Source organism: Micromonospora trifolii (assembly GCF_022229005.1).
In the GTDB taxonomy this organism is placed as follows: domain Bacteria; phylum Actinomycetota; class Actinomycetes; order Mycobacteriales; family Micromonosporaceae; genus Micromonospora; species Micromonospora trifolii.
Genome location: NZ_JAKKFD010000028.1, coordinates 58,801 through 74,462, shown reverse-complemented (window position 1 = coordinate 74,462; position 15,662 = coordinate 58,801). Strand labels below are relative to the sequence as shown.

Here is a 15,662-nt window from a genome sequence, read left to right as displayed (position 1 = left end):
GGGGCTTACGGCTGGTCGGTCGGCTCGGCGGTGAGCAGGCCCGAGTTGATCTCGCGCATGGCGATCGAGAGGGGCTTCTCCTGCGGGGTGGTCTCGACGAGCGGGCCGACGTACTCCAGCAGGCCCTCACCGAGCTGGCTGTAGTAGGCGTTGACCTGGCGCGCGCGCTTGGCGGCGAAGATGACCAGCGCGTACTTCGACGTCGTCTTCTCGAGGAGCTCGTCGATCGGCGGGTTGGTGATGCCTTCGGGGTTGGCGATGGATCCCACGAATTAACCTCTGCGTCTTTCGAGCCGCGCGGACGCGGTGCTGAGTCTCAACGGCGGCCGACCGTCAGCCACGCACGCGTGACCAGGCCGGATCCGGATAAGAAGAACCGAGTAAGCCTACCAGCTCCTCGACCACCCGTTCGGTGTGGTCGTGGGTCAGCGCGTGCTCGACGGTGGCGGCCACCGCGGCGTCGGGCGCGTACCCGGGTGGGCTCAGCAACACCAGCCGGGCGTCGGGCAGTCGCGCCCGGACCAGCGGGACGCCGCGCAGGTCGAGCGGGAGCAGCACCGGCTGCCCGGCGTCGAGCCGGGCGCGCAGCGGCGGGTACGGGGTGCCCCGGCGGTGCGAACCGATCCGGGACCACTCCAGCAGCTCGCCGTCGACGATCCGCCGATCGAACTCGGCGGGGGCGAGGAAGACGCGGTCCACCCCGTCGATCTCCGACTCCCGGCGCGGCCTGGTGGTTGCCGCGACCGGGATCCACACGGACGGAGAACGCGCCCGGACGAGCTCGACGACACTCTCCCTGCCGGAACCCGAAGGTCCAGCCAGGACAGTGAGCCGAGCCGCCGGGCGCGCCTCGTCATCCGTGCTCACTGCTTGTTTCTACACGCTGCCAGGTTCAGTTGGCGGCGAACTCTCCAAGCAGTGCCTTGCGCTGCTGCTCGCCGAGGCCACGCAGGCGACGGCTGTCGGCGATCTTGAGCTTCTCCATGATCTGGGTAGCCCGGATCTTGCCGATGCCCGGCATGGCCTGCAGGACGGCCGACACCTTGAGCTTGCCAACGACGTCGTCGCTCTCGGCCCGCTCGAGGACGGCACCGAGGGTGGTCTTGCCCTGCTTGAGCTGCTCCTTCAGCTGAGCACGGGCCTTGCGGATCTCCGCGGCCTTCTCGAGCGCGGCAGCGCGTTGTTCGGGGGTCAGTGACGGGAGCGGCACCAGTTCTCCTCAGGTCCCTATCGCGGCGGGCGGGGCGCACCGCCGCATCTGTGAAACGTGGTGTCGCTGTGAACCAAGGGGTCCATGGTTCCCAGCGCGGGGAAAACTAGCGGCCAACGGAGCTTTCGGCAACGTGGGGGCCGCATGATCACCGTAGAGTGACCGACCCGTCAGTCAGTCACCGGGCAGGCAGGACGGCCCGGCAGTCGACCAACACGCGGTCCGCGGCGGCCCGCAGCGCGGCCACATCAGGGCCTGCCGAGAGCACTTCCCGGGAGTACGACGGGAGCACCGAGGCGAGGCTCGAACCGAAGACGGTACGCAGATCGGCTGCGCCGGCACCCTGCGCGCCGAGCCCCGGAGCGAGCAGTGGGCCACCCACACCGGAGAGGTCGTGACCGGTGTCACCGATGGTCGCGCCGACCACCAGGCCGAAGCTCCCGAGCGGGGACGCACCCCGGTTGAGCTGGGAAATCTCGTCGATCACGGTTTGCGCCACGGTGCGGCCGTCGGCCGTGACGGCCCGCTGCACGGCCGCGCCCTCGGGGTTGGAGGTGAGGGCCAACACGAACACCCCGCCGCTGTGCTCAGCGGCCAGCTCGAACATCGGCGCCAGCGAACCGACGCCGAGGTAGGGGCTCGCGGTGACCGCGTCGACATACACGGGGCTGGATGGATCAAGGTACGCGGAGGCGTACGCGCTCACCGTCGATCCGATGTCGCCGCGCTTGACGTCGAGCAGAACGAGCGAGCCGGCATCTCGTAACTGTCGGATAGTTGACTCAAGAATCGCCACACCTCGGGACCCGAACCGCTCGAAAAAGGCCGACTGAGGCTTGACTACCGCAACCCGGTCACCGAGTGCTTCCACCACTGTCCGGCTGAACCGGTCGAGCCCCTGAACGTCGTCCGGGAGGCCCCACTGGGCCAGCAGACCGGGATGCGGGTCGATGCCCACACAGAGTGGGCCCCGCTCGGTGATCGCCCGGTGCAGCCGGGTACCGAAGCTCTCCATCGGAGTGTTCCCCTCTTCTCGTCCGGGCGGATGACCCGCCCGGGTAACCCGTCGACCCGGTGGCGGGCCGACTCAGCCAGCCGCCACCGCCGCCGCCACCCCGGTCGCGATCCGGGCCAGGTCGACGTCGTCGGTGACGTACGGCGGCATCGTGTAGATCAGGTCGCGGAACGGACGCAGCCACACCCCCTGGGCGACAGCGGCAGCGGTCGCCGCGCCGAGATCGACCTCATGATCGAGCTGGACCACGCCGATCGCGCCGAGGACCCGTACGTCGGCCACGCCCGGCGTGCCGCGCAGGGGCTCCAGACCGGCGCGCAGGCCGGCGCCGACCCTGGCGACCTGGCCGGCCCAGTCTCCGGCCCGCAGCAGCCCGATCGAGGCGTTCGCCACCGCGCAGGCCAACGGGTTGCCCATGAAGGTGGGCCCATGCGCCAGCACGCCGGACGCCGAGATGCCCCGGGCGACCTCCGCTGTGCACACTGTCGCCGCGAGGGTCAGGTACCCGCCGGTCAGCGCCTTGCCCACGCAGAGCACGTCCGGCGTCACCCCGGCGTGCTCGGCGGCGAACATCTCGCCGGTACGGCCGAACCCGGTGGCGATCTCGTCGAAGATCAGCAGGATCCCGTGCGCGCGGGTCACCTCACGCAGCACCCGCAGGTAACCCGGGTGGTGAAAGCGCATCCCACCGGCGCCCTGGACGACGGGCTCGACGATCACGGCGGCCAGCTCGTCGGCGTGCCGCTCGACCGTCTCCACCAGCGCCGCCACGTACGCGTCGTCCGGCGGGTCGGTGAAGCCGCCCGGCGGCACCGGGGCGAACACCTGCCGGGGCAGCACGTCGCCCCACAGGTGGTGCATCCCGCCCTCCGGGTCGCAGACACTCATCGGGTGGAACGTGTCGCCGTGGTAGCCGCCCCGCCAGGTCGCCAGCCGGCGCCGCTGCGGCCGGCCGACGGCCCGCTGGTACTGCAGGCACATCTTCACCGCCACCTCGACACTGACCGAGCCGGAGTCGGCCAGGAACACGTGCTCCAGGCCGTCCGGGGTCAGTTCGACCAGGGTCCGGGCCAGCTGCACCGCCGGCTCGTGGGTGAGGCCGCCGAACATCACGTGGCTCATCCGGCCGAGCTGGTCGGTCACCGCGGCGTCCAGCACCGGGTGCCGGTACCCGTGGATCGCCGCCCACCAGGACGACATCCCGTCCACCAACTCCCGCCCGTCGGCCAGGGTGAGCCGTACCCCCTCGGCGCCGCGCACCACGTACGGCGGGTTGACCGGCGGCAGCGCGGCGTACGGGTGCCAGACGTGCGCCCGGTCAGCGGCCAGGATCTCCTCGGGTGTCACGCGTACTCCTTCGTGCCTCAAGCGGTCCGGACGGCGGACGTCCTGCGGCCGGGTGGAACCGCTCCGCCGCCGCCTCCCCCGCCGCCGCCGTTTCCATTTCCGCTGCCTTTGCTCTGCACCCGCGGACGCGACACCCGGTGGCCGGGTGTCGCGCTCCCGGTGGCGCACCCAGGGGTGCAGAGCAAAGGGGCAACAGCGGGCGTGTGCTCGTCGACGCGGAGCGGACCCGGCACCCGGTTGCGCCGGGTCAGCACCGGGCCGGGGCCGATCACCGGCCGGCGACCGGATCCGGTGCCGCCGTTGCGGCCGCCGCTCGGGCGGCGGCGCGGACCAGGGCCGGTCCCCGGTAGATGAAGCCGGTGTAGAGCTGCACCAGGGCGGCGCCGGCATCGAACATCCGCGCCGCGTCGTCCGGGTCCAGCACCCCGCCGACGCCGATGATCGGCAGCCGGCCGCCGGTCTCGGAGTGGACGAAGGCGACCACGTCGCGGGCCCGCCCGGTGAGCGGCCGACCGGAGAGGCCACCGGCCTGCCCGCCCCGCTCGACGTCGACGCCGGCCAGCCCGTCACGGGACAGCGTGGTGTTGGTGGCGATCACCCCGGCGGCGCCCCGGGCCAGGCAGACCTCCAACAGCTCGGCGATCGCCGCCTCGGTCAGGTCTGGTGCGATCTTGACCAGCACCGGCTTCTCCCCCACCAGCGCGCCGAGCAGCGCGTCCAGGTGGGCGCGGTCCTGCAACGACCGCAGACCCGGGGTGTTCGGCGAGGACACGTTCACCGCGAAGTAGTCGCCGTGCCCGCGCAGCGCCCGGTACGAGGCGAGGTAGTCCTCGACCGCCTCGTCCAGCGGGGTCACCTTGGACTTGCCCAGCGAGATGCCCAGCGGCACCCCGAGCGGGCGCGGCGCCGCCGCCAGCCGGGCGGCCAGCGCGGCGGCCCCGGCGTTGTTGAAGCCCATCCGGTTGACCACCGCCTCGCTGGCCGGCAGCCGGAACAGCCGCGGCCGGGGGTTGCCCGGCTGGGCGTGCGCGGTGACAGTGCCGACCTCCACGAAACCGAAGCCGAGCGCCGGCCAGGCCGGCAACGCCGCGCCGTCCTTGTCCATACCGGCGGCCAACCCGACCGGGTTGGGGAACCGCACCCCGAACACAGTGCGCGGCGCGTCGACCGCGTAGCGGGCCCGCAGCGCGGCGAGCGCGGCCGGCCGCCGCGACAGGGCCGCCAACCGCCGCAGCGTCCACTCGTGCGCCGCCTCGGCGTCGCCGCCCCCGAGCCGGAACAACCACGGCCGTACCGCCTGCTCGAACAGTGTCACCGGGCCGCCCGCAGGATGGCGTGCAGGTCCTGCAGGGGGCGGACCTGCATGTCACCGCGGATCCGCGCCTCGATGCCCATCACCGCCGCGGCGGCGCCGGGGACCGTGGTGATGCAGGGGATGTCCGCGGTGACGGCCGCGCTGCGGATCTCGTAGCCGTCGGAACGGGCGCTGGCGCCCGAGCCCTGCGGCGTGTTGATCACCAGCGCCACGTGGCCGCCGCCGATCAGCGACACCGCGTCGTCGCCCGCACCGGCCTGGTAGTGCTTGCGGATCTGCTCACAGGCGATGCCGTGCCGGCGCAGCACCTCGGCAGTGCCGGCCGTGGCGACGATCTCGAAACCCAGATCGGCCAGGCGCTTGATCGGGAAGATCATGCCGCGCTTGTCCCGGTTGGCCACCGAGACGAAGATCTTCCCGGCGGTCGGCAGCGAACCGTACGCGGCCGACTGGCTCTTGGCGAAGGCGTGCCCGAAGTTGGTGTCGATGCCCATCACCTCGCCGGTCGACTTCATCTCCGGCCCGAGCAGCGAGTCGATCCCCTTGCCCGCGCGCGTCCGGAAACGCTTGAACGGCAGCACCGCCTCCTTGACCGCGACCGGCGCGTCGGCGGGCATCGTGCCCCCGTCCCCCGTCGCCGGCAGCAGACCCTCGGCGCGCAGCTCGGCGATGCTCGCCCCGAGCGCGATCCGGGCCGCCGCCTTGGCCAGCGGCACCGCCGTGGCCTTGGAGACGAACGGGACGGTCCGCGACGCGCGCGGGTTGGCCTCCAGCACGTAGAGCACGTCGTCCTTGAGGGCGTACTGCACGTTGAGCAGGCCACGGACCCCGACACCACGCGCGATGGCCTCGGTGTAGCGGCGGACCTCGACCAGGTGCGAGCCCGCGAGGGTGATCGGCGGGAGCGCGCAGGACGAGTCGCCGGAGTGGATACCCGCCTCCTCGATGTGCTCCATCACGCCACCGATGTAGACCTCGCCGTCGGCGTCGCACAGCGCGTCCACGTCGATCTCGATGGCGTCGTCGAGGAACCGGTCCACCAGCACCGGATGGTCCGGGGAGATGTCGGTGGCCCGGCCGATGTAGTCGCGCAGCGTCGGGTCGTCGTAGACGATCTCCATGCCCCGCCCGCCCAGCACGTACGACGGCCGGACCAGCACCGGGTAGCCGATCTCGTCGGCGATCGTCTTCGCCTCGTCGTACGAGGTGGCCATGCCGTGCGCCGGCGCGCGCAGTCCGGCGCGGGCCAGCACCGCGCCGAACGCGCCGCGCTCCTCGGCCAGGTGGATCGACTCCGGGGAGGTGCCGACGATCGGCACACCGGCGTTCTTGAGCCGCTGCGCCAGCCCCAGCGGGGTCTGCCCGCCGAGCTGGACGACCACCCCGACCACGCCCGGCCCGCCGGCCGCCCGGCCGGACGAGTCCTCGGCGTGCCAGACCTCCAGGACGTCCTCGAAGGTCAACGGCTCGAAGTAGAGCCGGTCGGCGGTGTCGTAGTCGGTGGAGACCGTCTCCGGGTTGCAGTTGACCATGACGGTCTCGTAACCGGCCGACCGCAACGCCTGGACGGCGTGCACGCAGGAGTAGTCGAACTCGATGCCCTGCCCGATCCGGTTCGGGCCGGAGCCCAGGATCAGCACCTTCGGCCGGTCCGACGGCACGACCTCGCTCTCCAGGTCGTACGTCGAGTAGTGGTACGGCGTGGTCGCCTCGAACTCGGCCGCGCAGGTGTCCACTGTCTTGTAGACCGGGCGCACGTCGAGGCGGTGCCGCAGGGTCCGTACGCCGTCCTCGGCGGCCAGCTCCGGGCGCAGCGCGGCGAGCTGCCGGTCGGACAGACCGGCCCGCTTGGCGCGGCGCAGCAGCTCGGCGTCGAGCACCGGCGCGTCGACGATCTCGTCGCGCAGCTCGATCAGCGCGGCGATCTGGTCCAGGAACCACGGGTCGATCCCGCCGGACGCCTCGGCCACCTCGGCGATCGACGCCCCGAGGCGCAGCGCCCGCTCCACCGTGTACAGCCGGCCGTCGTGCGGGATCCGCAGTGCGGCGAGAGTGTCCGCCAGGGTGACGCCCGCCGGGTCCGGCACACTCCAGAAACCGGCCGACTTGGTTTCCATCGAGCGCATCGCCTTGTTCAGCGCCTCGGTGAAGTTGCGCCCGAGGCTCATCGCCTCGCCCACCGACTTCATCGTGGTGGTCAGCTCCGGGTCCGCGCCGGGGAACTTCTCGAACGCGAACCGGGGGATCTTCACCACCACGTAGTCGAGGGTCGGCTCGAACGCCGCAGGGGTCTTCAGGGTGATGTCGTTGGGGATCTCGTCGAGGGTGTACCCGATGGCCAGCTTCGCGGCGATCTTCGCGATCGGGAAGCCGGTCGCCTTGGAGGCCAGCGCCGAGGACCGCGACACCCGGGGGTTCATCTCGATCACGACGATCCGGCCGTCGACCGGGTTGACAGCGAACTGGATGTTGCAGCCGCCGGTGTCCACCCCGACCTCGCGCAGCACGGCGATGCCCAGGTCACGCAGGCGCTGGTACTCCCGGTCGGTGAGCGTCATGGCCGGGGCCACAGTGACGCTGTCGCCGGTGTGCACACCCATCGGGTCGATGTTCTCGATCGAGCAGACCACCACCACGTTGTCGTGCCGGTCGCGCATCAACTCGAGCTCGTACTCCTTCCAGCCGAGCACGCTCTCCTCGATGAGCACCTCGTGCACCGGGCTGGCGGACAGGCCGTCACCGGCGATGCGGGTCAGGTCCTCCGGGGTGTGTGCCATGCCGGAACCCAGGCCACCCATGGTGAACGACGGCCGGATCACCACCGGCAGGCCCAGCTCGGCGACTGTCGCCTCGACCTCGTCCATCGAGTGGCAGACCCGCGAGCGGGGCACCAGCCCGGTCGGATCGTCGACACCGAGGCGTACGCCGGCCTTCGCCACGATCTCCTTGAACAGCTGCCGGTCCTCGCCCCGGTTGATGGCGTCGATGTTCGCGCCGATCAGCTCCACGCCGTACTTCTCCAGGACGCCGGCCTCGTGCAGGGCGACGGCCGTGTTCAGCGCGGTCTGCCCGCCGAGGGTCGCGAGGATCGCGTCCGGGCGCTCCTTGGCGATGACCAGCTCCACGAACTCCGGGGTGATCGGCTCGACGTAGGTGGCGTCGGCGAACTCCGGGTCCGTCATGATGGTCGCCGGGTTGGAGTTGACCAGGCTGACCCGGATCCCCTCGCTGCGCAGCACCCGGCACGCCTGGGTGCCGGAGTAGTCGAACTCGCAGGCCTGCCCGATGACGATCGGCCCGGAGCCGATCACGAGGATGTGCTTGAGATCGGTCCGCTTAGGCATTGCTGCGCCCCCTGCTGTGGTTCCGGCCCTCGATCAAGTCGGCGAATCGGTCGAAGAGGTAGTCCGCGTCGTGCGGGCCGGCCGCCGCCTCCGGGTGGTACTGGACGGTGAACGCGGGCAGGTCCACGGCCCGCAGCCCCTCGACCACGTTGTCATTGAGGCAGACGTGCGACACCCGTACGCCACCGAAGTCGGTGTCGATCACCTGGTCGGGGACGACCGCGCCGTCACCCGAGCCGGGGACCTGCACCGCGAAGCCATGGTTGTGGCTGGTCACCTCGACCTTGCCGGTGACCCGGTCGAGCACCGGCTGGTTGATCCCCCGGTGGCCGTAGCCCAGCTTGTAGGTGCCGAAGCCGAGCGCCCGACCGAGAATCTGGCTGCCGAAGCAGATGCCGAACAGCGGCACCTCCCGCCGCAGCGCCTCCCGGGCCAGCGCCACCGGGGCGTCGGCGGTGGCCGGGTCGCCCGGACCGGGCGACAGGAAGATCGCGTCGGCGCCGGTGGCGAGCATCTGGTCGATGCTCGACGACGCCGGCAGCACATGGGTGGTCACCCCTCGGGTGGCCAGCCGACGCGGCACGTTGCGCTTGATGCCCAGGTCCAGGGCGGCCACTGTGAACCGGTGCTCGCCCAGGGCCTCGACGACGTACGGCTCGGGAGTGCTCACCTCGGCGGACAGGTCGGCGCCGACCATCTGCGGCGCCTGGCGGACCCGGGCCAGCAGGCTCTGCGGGTCGTTGTCGATGCTGGAGATACCCACCCGCATGGCGCCCCGCTCGCGCAGGTGCCGGGTCAGCGCCCGGGTGTCCACACCGCTGATGCCCACCACGCCCTCGGTGGCGAGGCGGTCCTCAAGGCCACCGGTGGCCCGCCAGTTCGAGCCGATCCGGGCCGGGTCGCGCACCACGTAGCCGGCCACCCAGATCCGGCCGGACTCGTCGTCCTCGCCGTTGACGCCGGTGTTGCCGATGTGCGGCGCGGTCTGCACCACCACCTGACGGTGGTAGGACGGGTCGGTCAGGGTCTCCTGGTAACCGGTCATGCCGGTGTTGAAGACCGCCTCGCCGAAGGTCTCTCCGACGCTGCCGTACGCCTCGCCGGGGAACGTGCGCCCGTCCTCCAGGACCAGGATTGCGGGTCTGCGCTTGACCATTACTTGACTGCCTTTCCGTCCAGGACCGTCGGCTCGCCACGCAGGAAGGTCGCCACGATGCGACCTGGCAGCGTCATGCGGGCATACGGGGTGTTGCGACTGCGACTGGCCAGCTCCGCCGGGTCGATGGTGCGGCGGGCGGCCGGGTCGATCACTGTCAGGTTGGCCGGCACACCCGGCGCCGGGTCGACGCCGTGCCCGGTGAGGCCGGCGATCCGTGCGGGGGTGCGCGACATCCGCTCGGCGATCAGGTCCCACTCGGGGCCGAGCACGTCCAGCGCGATGGAGAGGGCAGTCTCCAGACCGAGCATCCCCGGCCGGGCGTACGCCCACTCGCACTCCTTGTCCTCCACCGCGTGCGGGGCGTGGTCGGTGGCGATCACGTCGATCACCCCGTCGGCGAGGGCGGCGCGCAGCGCGGCGATGTCCGCGGCCGTGCGCAGCGGCGGGTTCACCTTGAAGACGGGGTCGTAGCTCTCCGCACGCTCGTCGGTGAGCAGCAGGTGGTGCGGGGTCACCTCGGCGCTCACGCGTACCCCGCGTGCCTTTGCCTGGCGCAGCACCTCGACGCTGCCGGCTGTGGAGACGTGGCAGACGTGCAGTCGGCTGCCCACGTGCTCGGCGAGCAGCACGTCCCGGGCGATGATCGCCTCCTCGGCGACCGCCGGCCAGCCGATCAGGCCGAGCCGGGTGGAGACCTCACCCTCGTGCATCTGGGCGCCCTCGGTGAGCCGGGGCTCCTCCGCGTGCTGGGCGATGATCCCGTCGAACGCCTTGACGTACTCCAGGGCTCGGCGCATCAGCTTCGGGTCGGCGACGCAGTGCCCGTCGTCGGAGAAGATCCGCACCCGGGCCGCCGAGTCGGCCATCGCGCCCAGCTCGGCCAACCGCTCGCCGGCCAGCCCGACGGTGACCGCGCCGATCGGCTGCACGTCGACCAGGCCGGCCTCCCGGCCGAGCCGCCAGACCTGCTCGACCACACCGGCGGTGTCCGCCACCGGGGAGGTGTTGGCCATCGCGCAGACCGCCGTGTAGCCGCCCAGCGCCGCCGCCCGGGAACCGGACTCGACGGTCTCGGCGTCCTCCCGACCGGGTTCGCGCAGGTGGGTGTGCAGGTCGACGAGGCCGGGCAGGGCGACCAGGCCGGTGCCGTCGATGACTGTGGCGTCCGGCGCGGTCAGGTCGGGACCGACCTCGGCGATCACGCCGTCGCGGATCAGCAGGTCGGTCGGCGCGGCGCCGACGACACTCACGCTGGTGATCAGGTACGCGGTCACCGGTTGTTCCCTCCGAGCAGCAGGTAAAGGACAGCCATCCGCACGGAGACCCCGTTGGTGACCTGTTCGACGATGGTGGAGCGGGGTGAGTCGGCGACCTCGGGGGTGATCTCCATCCCCCGGTTCATCGGGCCGGGGTGCATGACGATCGCGTGCTCGGGCAGCCGGCGCATCCGCGGGCCGTCCAGCCCGTAGCGGCGGGCGTACTCGCGCGCGGAGGGGAAGTAGGAGTCGTTCATCCGCTCCCGCTGCACACGCAGCATCATCACCACGTCGACGTTCGGCAGGACGGAGTCGAGGTCGTAGGAGACGTCGGTGCCGGGCGCGAGGGCGCCCGCGATGTCGACCGGGATGAGGGTCGGCGGGCCGACCAGGGTGACCTTGGCGCCGAGGGTGGAGAGCAGCAGCACGTTGGACCGGGCCACCCGGGAGTGCAGCACGTCCCCGACCACCGCTACCGACAGCCCGGCGAGCCGGCCCAGCCGGGCCCGCATGGTGTACGCGTCCAGCAGCGCCTGGGTGGGGTGCTCGTGGGTGCCGTCGCCGGCGTTGACCACCGAACCGTCCACCCAGTTGGCCAGGCGGTGCGGCGCTCCGGAGGCGGGGTGTCGGATGACCACGGCGTCCGCGCCCATTGCCTGAAGGGTCAGCGCGGTGTCCTTCAGGCTCTCACCCTTGGTGACACTCGACCCCTTCGCGGAAAAGTTGATCACGTCGGCGCTGAGCCGCTTCGCTGCCGCCTCGAACGAGATCCGGGTACGCGTGGAGTCCTCGTAGAAGAGGTTCACCACTGTCCGTCCGCGCAGCGCGGGAAGCTTCTTGATCTCCCGGCCGGCGACGGTGGCCATCTCGGCGGCGGTGTCCAGGATCTCGGTGGCGGTGTCGGCGTCCAGGTCCCCGCCGGAGAGCAAGTGTTTGATCATGAGGCGGTTCCCCCGTAGAGCTTGACCTCGTCCGTCCCGTCGATCTCGGCGAGCGTCACCTTGACGCTCTCGGCGAGCGAGGTCGGGATGTTCTTGCCGACGTAGTCGGCGCGGATCGGCAACTCGCGGTGGCCCCGGTCGACCAGGACGGCGAGCTGCACCGAGGCCGGGCGGCCCACGTCGTTGAGCGCGTCGAGCGCGGCCCGGACGGTGCGCCCGGAGAAGAGCACGTCGTCGACCAGGATGACCCGTTTGCCGTCGATCCCGCCGGGCGGCAGCTCGGTCGGACCCACCGCGCGGGTGGCGTGCCGACGGAGGTCGTCGCGGTAGAGGGTGATGTCGAGCACACCGACCGGAACGGCGACGTCCTCGAAGGTGCTGATCCGGTCGGCGAGCCGCCGGGCGAGGGGGGTGCCCCGGGTGGGAATCCCGAGCAGCACCGTGTTGGCGGCGCCCTGGGTCTTCTCCAGGATCTGGTGGGCGATGCGGTCGACCACGCGTTGCACGTCGGCGCTGGCGAGGATCACCTTCACCGAGGGTTGTCGCGGTGGTGACGAACGGGCAGCCGGTGGGTATGCCACGGCGGACCTCCTTCCCCGCCTCACTGGACGGGTCGTTAAAGGATGTCGGGCACCTCCGGCCGGACCGCTCAGCAGACCTGGGCCGGGGCTTCCGCCACGTTACCAGTGGTCACCGGGGTGATGGACGGCGGCCGCTGACCACCGGGTCAGGCGCCGGAAAAGGGGAAAACTCCCCGGACGCTCCGCAACGGTAGGGGCACGACCACTTGACCACGTGTCGCATTCCCCGTACCGTCACGCTCCGTAGCGATCGACGGGAGAACCCCGAGCAGCACTGGGAGTGTCCGAATGCCCTCTGAATACGCCAAGTCTCTGGGCGCCCGCCTGCGCTCCATCCGCCAGCAGCAGGGTCTCTCCCTGCAGGGTGTGGAGGAGAAGTCGAACGGGCGGTGGAAGGCCGTGGTGGTCGGCTCGTACGAGCGTGGCGACCGGGCCGTGACGGTGTCCCGTCTGGCCGAGTTGGCCGAGTTCTACCGCGTACCCGTCTCGGAGTTGCTGCCTGACGGCAGTGGCGTCCGTCACGAGCCCACCAGCAAGATTGTCCTGGACCTGGAGCGGCTCTACGACGAGGCCTCCGAGGACCTGGCCTACGTCGCCCGCTACGCCCGCGCCATCCAGCAGCAGCGCGGCGACTACAACGGCCGGGTGCTCTCCATCCGCGCCGACGACCTGCGGGCGCTCGCGATCGTCTACGACGCCTCACCGTCGGGTCTGATCGAGCGGCTCACCGAGCACGGCGTGCTGGTGGCCGACCCCCGGGCGTTCTTCGCCTCCTGATCTGCCGCTTCACCTGATCTGCCGCTTCACCTGATCTGCCGCTTCACCTGATCTGCCGCTTCACCGAAAGGGCCCGTGCCAGTCGGCACGGGCCCTTTCGGATTGCGGTGTTCGGTGCGGACGCTCAGCGGGTGGCGTACTCGGCGATCCGGCCGAGCACCCCGTTGAGGAAGCGCGGCGAATCGTCTGTCGACATCTGCCGGGCCAACTCCACCGCCTCGCTGATCGCCACCGCGTCGTCGATCTCGTCGACGTAGAGCAACTCGTAGACGGCGATCCGGGCGAGATTACGGTCGACGACCGGCATCCGCTCCAGCGTCCAACCCTCGGCGTAGCTGGCGATCAGCTCGTCGATCCGGTTGAGGTGCTCGGCAACCCCCTCGACCAGGCCCACCGCGTAGCCCAGATGCTCCGGTCGGGGCTGCTCGATCCGCTGCACGTAGCCGGCGAGCACCTCCACCGGAGGCTTGTCCCGCAGGTCGGCCTCGTAGAGGACATCCAGCGCCCGCTTGCGTGCCTTGCGGCGCGCCGGCATCTGCTGCTTGGAACCCTCAGCCATCAGGCGCGGCCGAGGTAACGGCCGTCGCGGGTGTCGACCTTGATCTTCTCGCCGGTGGTGATGAACAGCGGAACCGGCACTGTGGCGCCGGTCTCCACGGTCGCCGGCTTGGTGCCGCCGGTCGAGCGGTCGCCCTGCAGACCCGGCTCGGTGTAGGTGACCTCCAGCACGACGCTGGTGGGCAGCTCGATGTAGAGCGGCACACCCTCGTGCTGGGCGACTGTCGCCTCCGCCTCGGGCAGCAGGTAGTTGGCTGCCTCACCGACGGTGCCACCGGGCACGGTGATCTGGTCGAAGGTCTCCAGATCCATGAAGACGAAGTCCTCGCCGTCGGCGTACAGGTACTGCATCGTGCGCTTGTCAACGGTCGCGGTTTCGACCTTGGTGCCCGCGTTGAAGGTCTTGTCGACCACCTTCCCGGACAGCACGTTCTTCAGCGTGGTGCGCACGAAGGCACCACCCTTACCGGGCTTGACGTGCTGGAACTCGACGACGGCCCAGAGCTCGCCGTCCAGGTTGAGTACCAGGCCGTTTTTGAGGTCGTTGGTGGAGGCCATTTCCTGCCTTGATCATCAATTGGCGGACAGACCTGGCAAGTCTACAAGCTGCGTCGAATCGGACGGCCCCCCGTTCGGAGCGCCCCATCGACGGCCCCTCAGCGGGTGGCCAGATGCTGCAGAGCGAGACGATAGCCGTCGATGCCGAGACCGCAGATCACTCCGGTCGCCACCGCCGAGACCACCGAGTGGTGCCGGAACTCCTCACGGGTGTGGATGTTGGAGATGTGCACCTCCACCAGCGGCCCCCGCAGCATGGCGCAGGCGTCGCGAACCGCGTACGAGTAGTGCGACCAGGCGGCCGGGTTGAGCACCACAGCGGCCCCCTCGTCGGCCGCCGTGTGCAGCCAGCCGAGCAGTTCATGCTCCGCGTCGGTCTGCCGGACCGTCACCGCCAACCCCAGCTCCCGGCCGGTGCTCTCGCAGAGCGCCACCAGATCCGCGTAGCTGGTCGCGCCGTACACATCGGGCTCGCGGGTGCCCAGCCGGCCCAGGTTCGGCCCGTTGAGGACGTAGACCTTCATGGGGTGGCCACCTCGCGGTAGGCGGCCTCCAGCAATGCGTCGTCCGGGCCCTCCAACATCGCCGGGCGGGCCAGCCCGTCGAGCACCACGAAGCGCAGTCGACTGCCCCGGGTCTTCTTGTCCACCCGCATCGCGGCCAACAGCTGCGGCCAGGCGTCGACCGGGTAGCTCACCGGCAGGCCCAGCGCGCTCAACGTGACCCGGTGCCGGTCGGCGGTCGGCGCGTCCAGCCGCCCGGCGAGCCGGGCCAGCGTGGCCGCGTACACGAGACCGACGGCGACGGCGTGGCCGTGGCGCCAGCGGTAGCCCTCGTTCTGCTCGATGGCGTGGGCCAGGGTGTGACCGTAGTTGAGCACCTCCCGCAGGCCCGACTCGCGCAGGTCGCCGGCGACCACGTCGGCCTTGACCCGGATGGCCCGCTCAATCAGCTCCCGACTCACCGGCCCCCGGGGGTCGGTGGCGGCCTCCGGATCATCCTCGATGAGGTCCAGGATCGTCGGGTCGGCGATGAAACCGCACTTGACGACCTCGGCCAACCCGGCCGCCAGGTCGACAGCCGGCAGGCTGTCCAGAGTGGCCAGGTCGGCCAACACCCCGACCGGCGGGTGGAACGCGCCCACCAGGTTCTTGCCGGCGGACGTGTTGATGCCCGTCTTGCCACCCACCGCGGCGTCGACCATGCCCAGCAGCGAGGTCGCCACCGGCACCCAGCGCACCCCCCGCAACCAGCAGGCAGCGACGAAGCCGGCCAGGTCGGTCACCGCGCCGCCGCCCACCCCGACCACCGCGTCGGTACGGGTGAAGCCGGCCGCGCCGAGCCGGTCCCAGCAGGCGGCGGCCACCTCGATGTGCTTGCCCGACTCGGCGTCGGGCACCTCGATCGGCAGCGGCTCGACGCCGGCGGCGCGCAGGCGCTCACCGAGCGCGTCCGCGAGGGCCTTGAGCGGAGGCGCGTGCAGCACCGCCACCCGGGTCGCGCCGGGCAGCAGGCCAGGCAGCGCGCCCAGCAGGTCACGTCCCACCAAGACGTCGTACGGCCGCTCGCCGCCGACCGGAATCCGGGTCACCTCGTCCATC

16 protein-coding genes are annotated in these 15,662 nt (G+C 71.1%); 1 reads left to right on the top strand and 15 read right to left on the bottom strand.

The features are described from left to right. Positions 1 to 5 precede the first annotated feature (5 nt). From rpoZ to pyrR, 11 genes are all read right to left on the bottom strand, one after another. Positions 6 to 269, bottom strand: a complete 264-nt coding sequence (gene rpoZ / locus NIE79_RS18985; protein WP_030335666.1) for a DNA-directed RNA polymerase subunit omega — start codon at positions 267 to 269, stop codon at positions 6 to 8. Between the two features lie 64 nt (positions 270 to 333). After that, positions 334 to 867 carry a nucleoside/nucleotide kinase family protein gene (locus NIE79_RS18980; RefSeq protein WP_238679832.1) on the bottom strand — a complete coding sequence of 178 codons (534 nt, stop codon included), beginning with the start codon at positions 865 to 867 and terminating at the stop codon, positions 334 to 336. Positions 868 to 892: 25 nt separating this feature from the next. After that, positions 893 to 1,210 carry an integration host factor, actinobacterial type gene (mihF, locus tag NIE79_RS18975; protein WP_030335662.1) on the bottom strand — a complete coding sequence of 106 codons (318 nt, stop codon included), beginning with the start codon at positions 1,208 to 1,210 and terminating at the stop codon, positions 893 to 895. Between the two features lie 178 nt (positions 1,211 to 1,388). Further along, positions 1,389 to 2,225: an orotidine-5'-phosphate decarboxylase gene (gene pyrF / locus NIE79_RS18970; RefSeq protein WP_238679831.1), complete on the bottom strand. Its 837-nt coding sequence runs from the start codon at positions 2,223 to 2,225 to the stop codon at positions 1,389 to 1,391. A gap of 72 nt (positions 2,226 to 2,297) precedes the next feature. Next, positions 2,298 to 3,572 carry an adenosylmethionine--8-amino-7-oxononanoate transaminase gene (locus NIE79_RS18965; RefSeq protein WP_238679830.1) on the bottom strand — a complete coding sequence of 425 codons (1,275 nt, stop codon included), beginning with the start codon at positions 3,570 to 3,572 and terminating at the stop codon, positions 2,298 to 2,300. Between the two features lie 268 nt (positions 3,573 to 3,840). Further along, on the bottom strand, positions 3,841 to 4,887 hold the full coding sequence (locus NIE79_RS18960) for a quinone-dependent dihydroorotate dehydrogenase (protein ID WP_238679829.1): 1,047 nt from the start codon (positions 4,885 to 4,887) through the stop codon (positions 3,841 to 3,843). After that, entirely contained in the window at positions 4,884 to 8,231 is a 3,348-nt protein-coding gene (gene carB / locus NIE79_RS18955) for a carbamoyl-phosphate synthase large subunit (RefSeq protein ID WP_238679828.1), read from the bottom strand. The genes NIE79_RS18960 and carB overlap by 4 nt, the downstream gene beginning before the upstream one ends. After that, positions 8,224 to 9,387 (bottom strand): glutamine-hydrolyzing carbamoyl-phosphate synthase small subunit, encoded by a 1,164-nt coding sequence (gene carA / locus NIE79_RS18950; protein ID WP_238679827.1) that lies wholly within the window; start codon positions 9,385 to 9,387, stop codon positions 8,224 to 8,226. The genes carB and carA overlap by 8 nt, the downstream gene beginning before the upstream one ends. Next, the gene (locus tag NIE79_RS18945; protein ID WP_238679826.1) at positions 9,387 to 10,664 is read right to left on the bottom strand and encodes a dihydroorotase; all 1,278 of its coding nucleotides are present in this window, start codon (positions 10,662 to 10,664) and stop codon (positions 9,387 to 9,389) included. The genes carA and NIE79_RS18945 overlap by 1 nt, the downstream gene beginning before the upstream one ends. Continuing rightward, positions 10,661 to 11,587 carry an aspartate carbamoyltransferase catalytic subunit gene (locus tag NIE79_RS18940; RefSeq protein WP_091401900.1) on the bottom strand — a complete coding sequence of 309 codons (927 nt, stop codon included), beginning with the start codon at positions 11,585 to 11,587 and terminating at the stop codon, positions 10,661 to 10,663. Before NIE79_RS18940 ends, NIE79_RS18945 begins: the two co-directional genes overlap by 4 nt. After that, positions 11,584 to 12,168: a bifunctional pyr operon transcriptional regulator/uracil phosphoribosyltransferase PyrR gene (gene pyrR, locus NIE79_RS18935; RefSeq protein WP_238671606.1), complete on the bottom strand. Its 585-nt coding sequence runs from the start codon at positions 12,166 to 12,168 to the stop codon at positions 11,584 to 11,586. Before pyrR ends, NIE79_RS18940 begins: the two co-directional genes overlap by 4 nt. Before the next feature lie 288 nt (positions 12,169 to 12,456). Here pyrR and bldD point away from each other — a divergent pair, with 288 nt between their 5' ends. After that, entirely contained in the window at positions 12,457 to 12,945 is a 489-nt protein-coding gene (bldD, locus tag NIE79_RS18930) for a transcriptional regulator BldD (protein WP_007458348.1), read from the top strand. 124 nt (positions 12,946 to 13,069) lie between these two features. Here bldD and nusB read toward each other — a convergent pair whose 3' ends face one another. From nusB to aroB, 4 genes are all read right to left on the bottom strand, one after another. Further along, positions 13,070 to 13,480: a transcription antitermination factor NusB gene (nusB, locus tag NIE79_RS18925; protein ID WP_184188983.1), complete on the bottom strand. Its 411-nt coding sequence runs from the start codon at positions 13,478 to 13,480 to the stop codon at positions 13,070 to 13,072. Positions 13,481 to 13,503: 23 nt separating this feature from the next. Next, positions 13,504 to 14,061 (bottom strand): elongation factor P, encoded by a 558-nt coding sequence (gene efp, locus NIE79_RS18920; protein ID WP_007458344.1) that lies wholly within the window; start codon positions 14,059 to 14,061, stop codon positions 13,504 to 13,506. A 98-nt stretch (positions 14,062 to 14,159) separates the two neighbouring features. Beyond that, a complete protein-coding gene (gene aroQ / locus NIE79_RS18915; RefSeq protein WP_238679825.1) occupies positions 14,160 to 14,585 on the bottom strand; it encodes a type II 3-dehydroquinate dehydratase in 426 nt (141 codons plus the stop codon). Continuing rightward, positions 14,582 to 15,661, bottom strand: a complete 1,080-nt coding sequence (gene aroB / locus NIE79_RS18910) for a 3-dehydroquinate synthase (RefSeq protein ID WP_238679824.1) — start codon at positions 15,659 to 15,661, stop codon at positions 14,582 to 14,584. The genes aroQ and aroB overlap by 4 nt, the downstream gene beginning before the upstream one ends. Position 15,662: the final 1 nt, after the last annotated feature.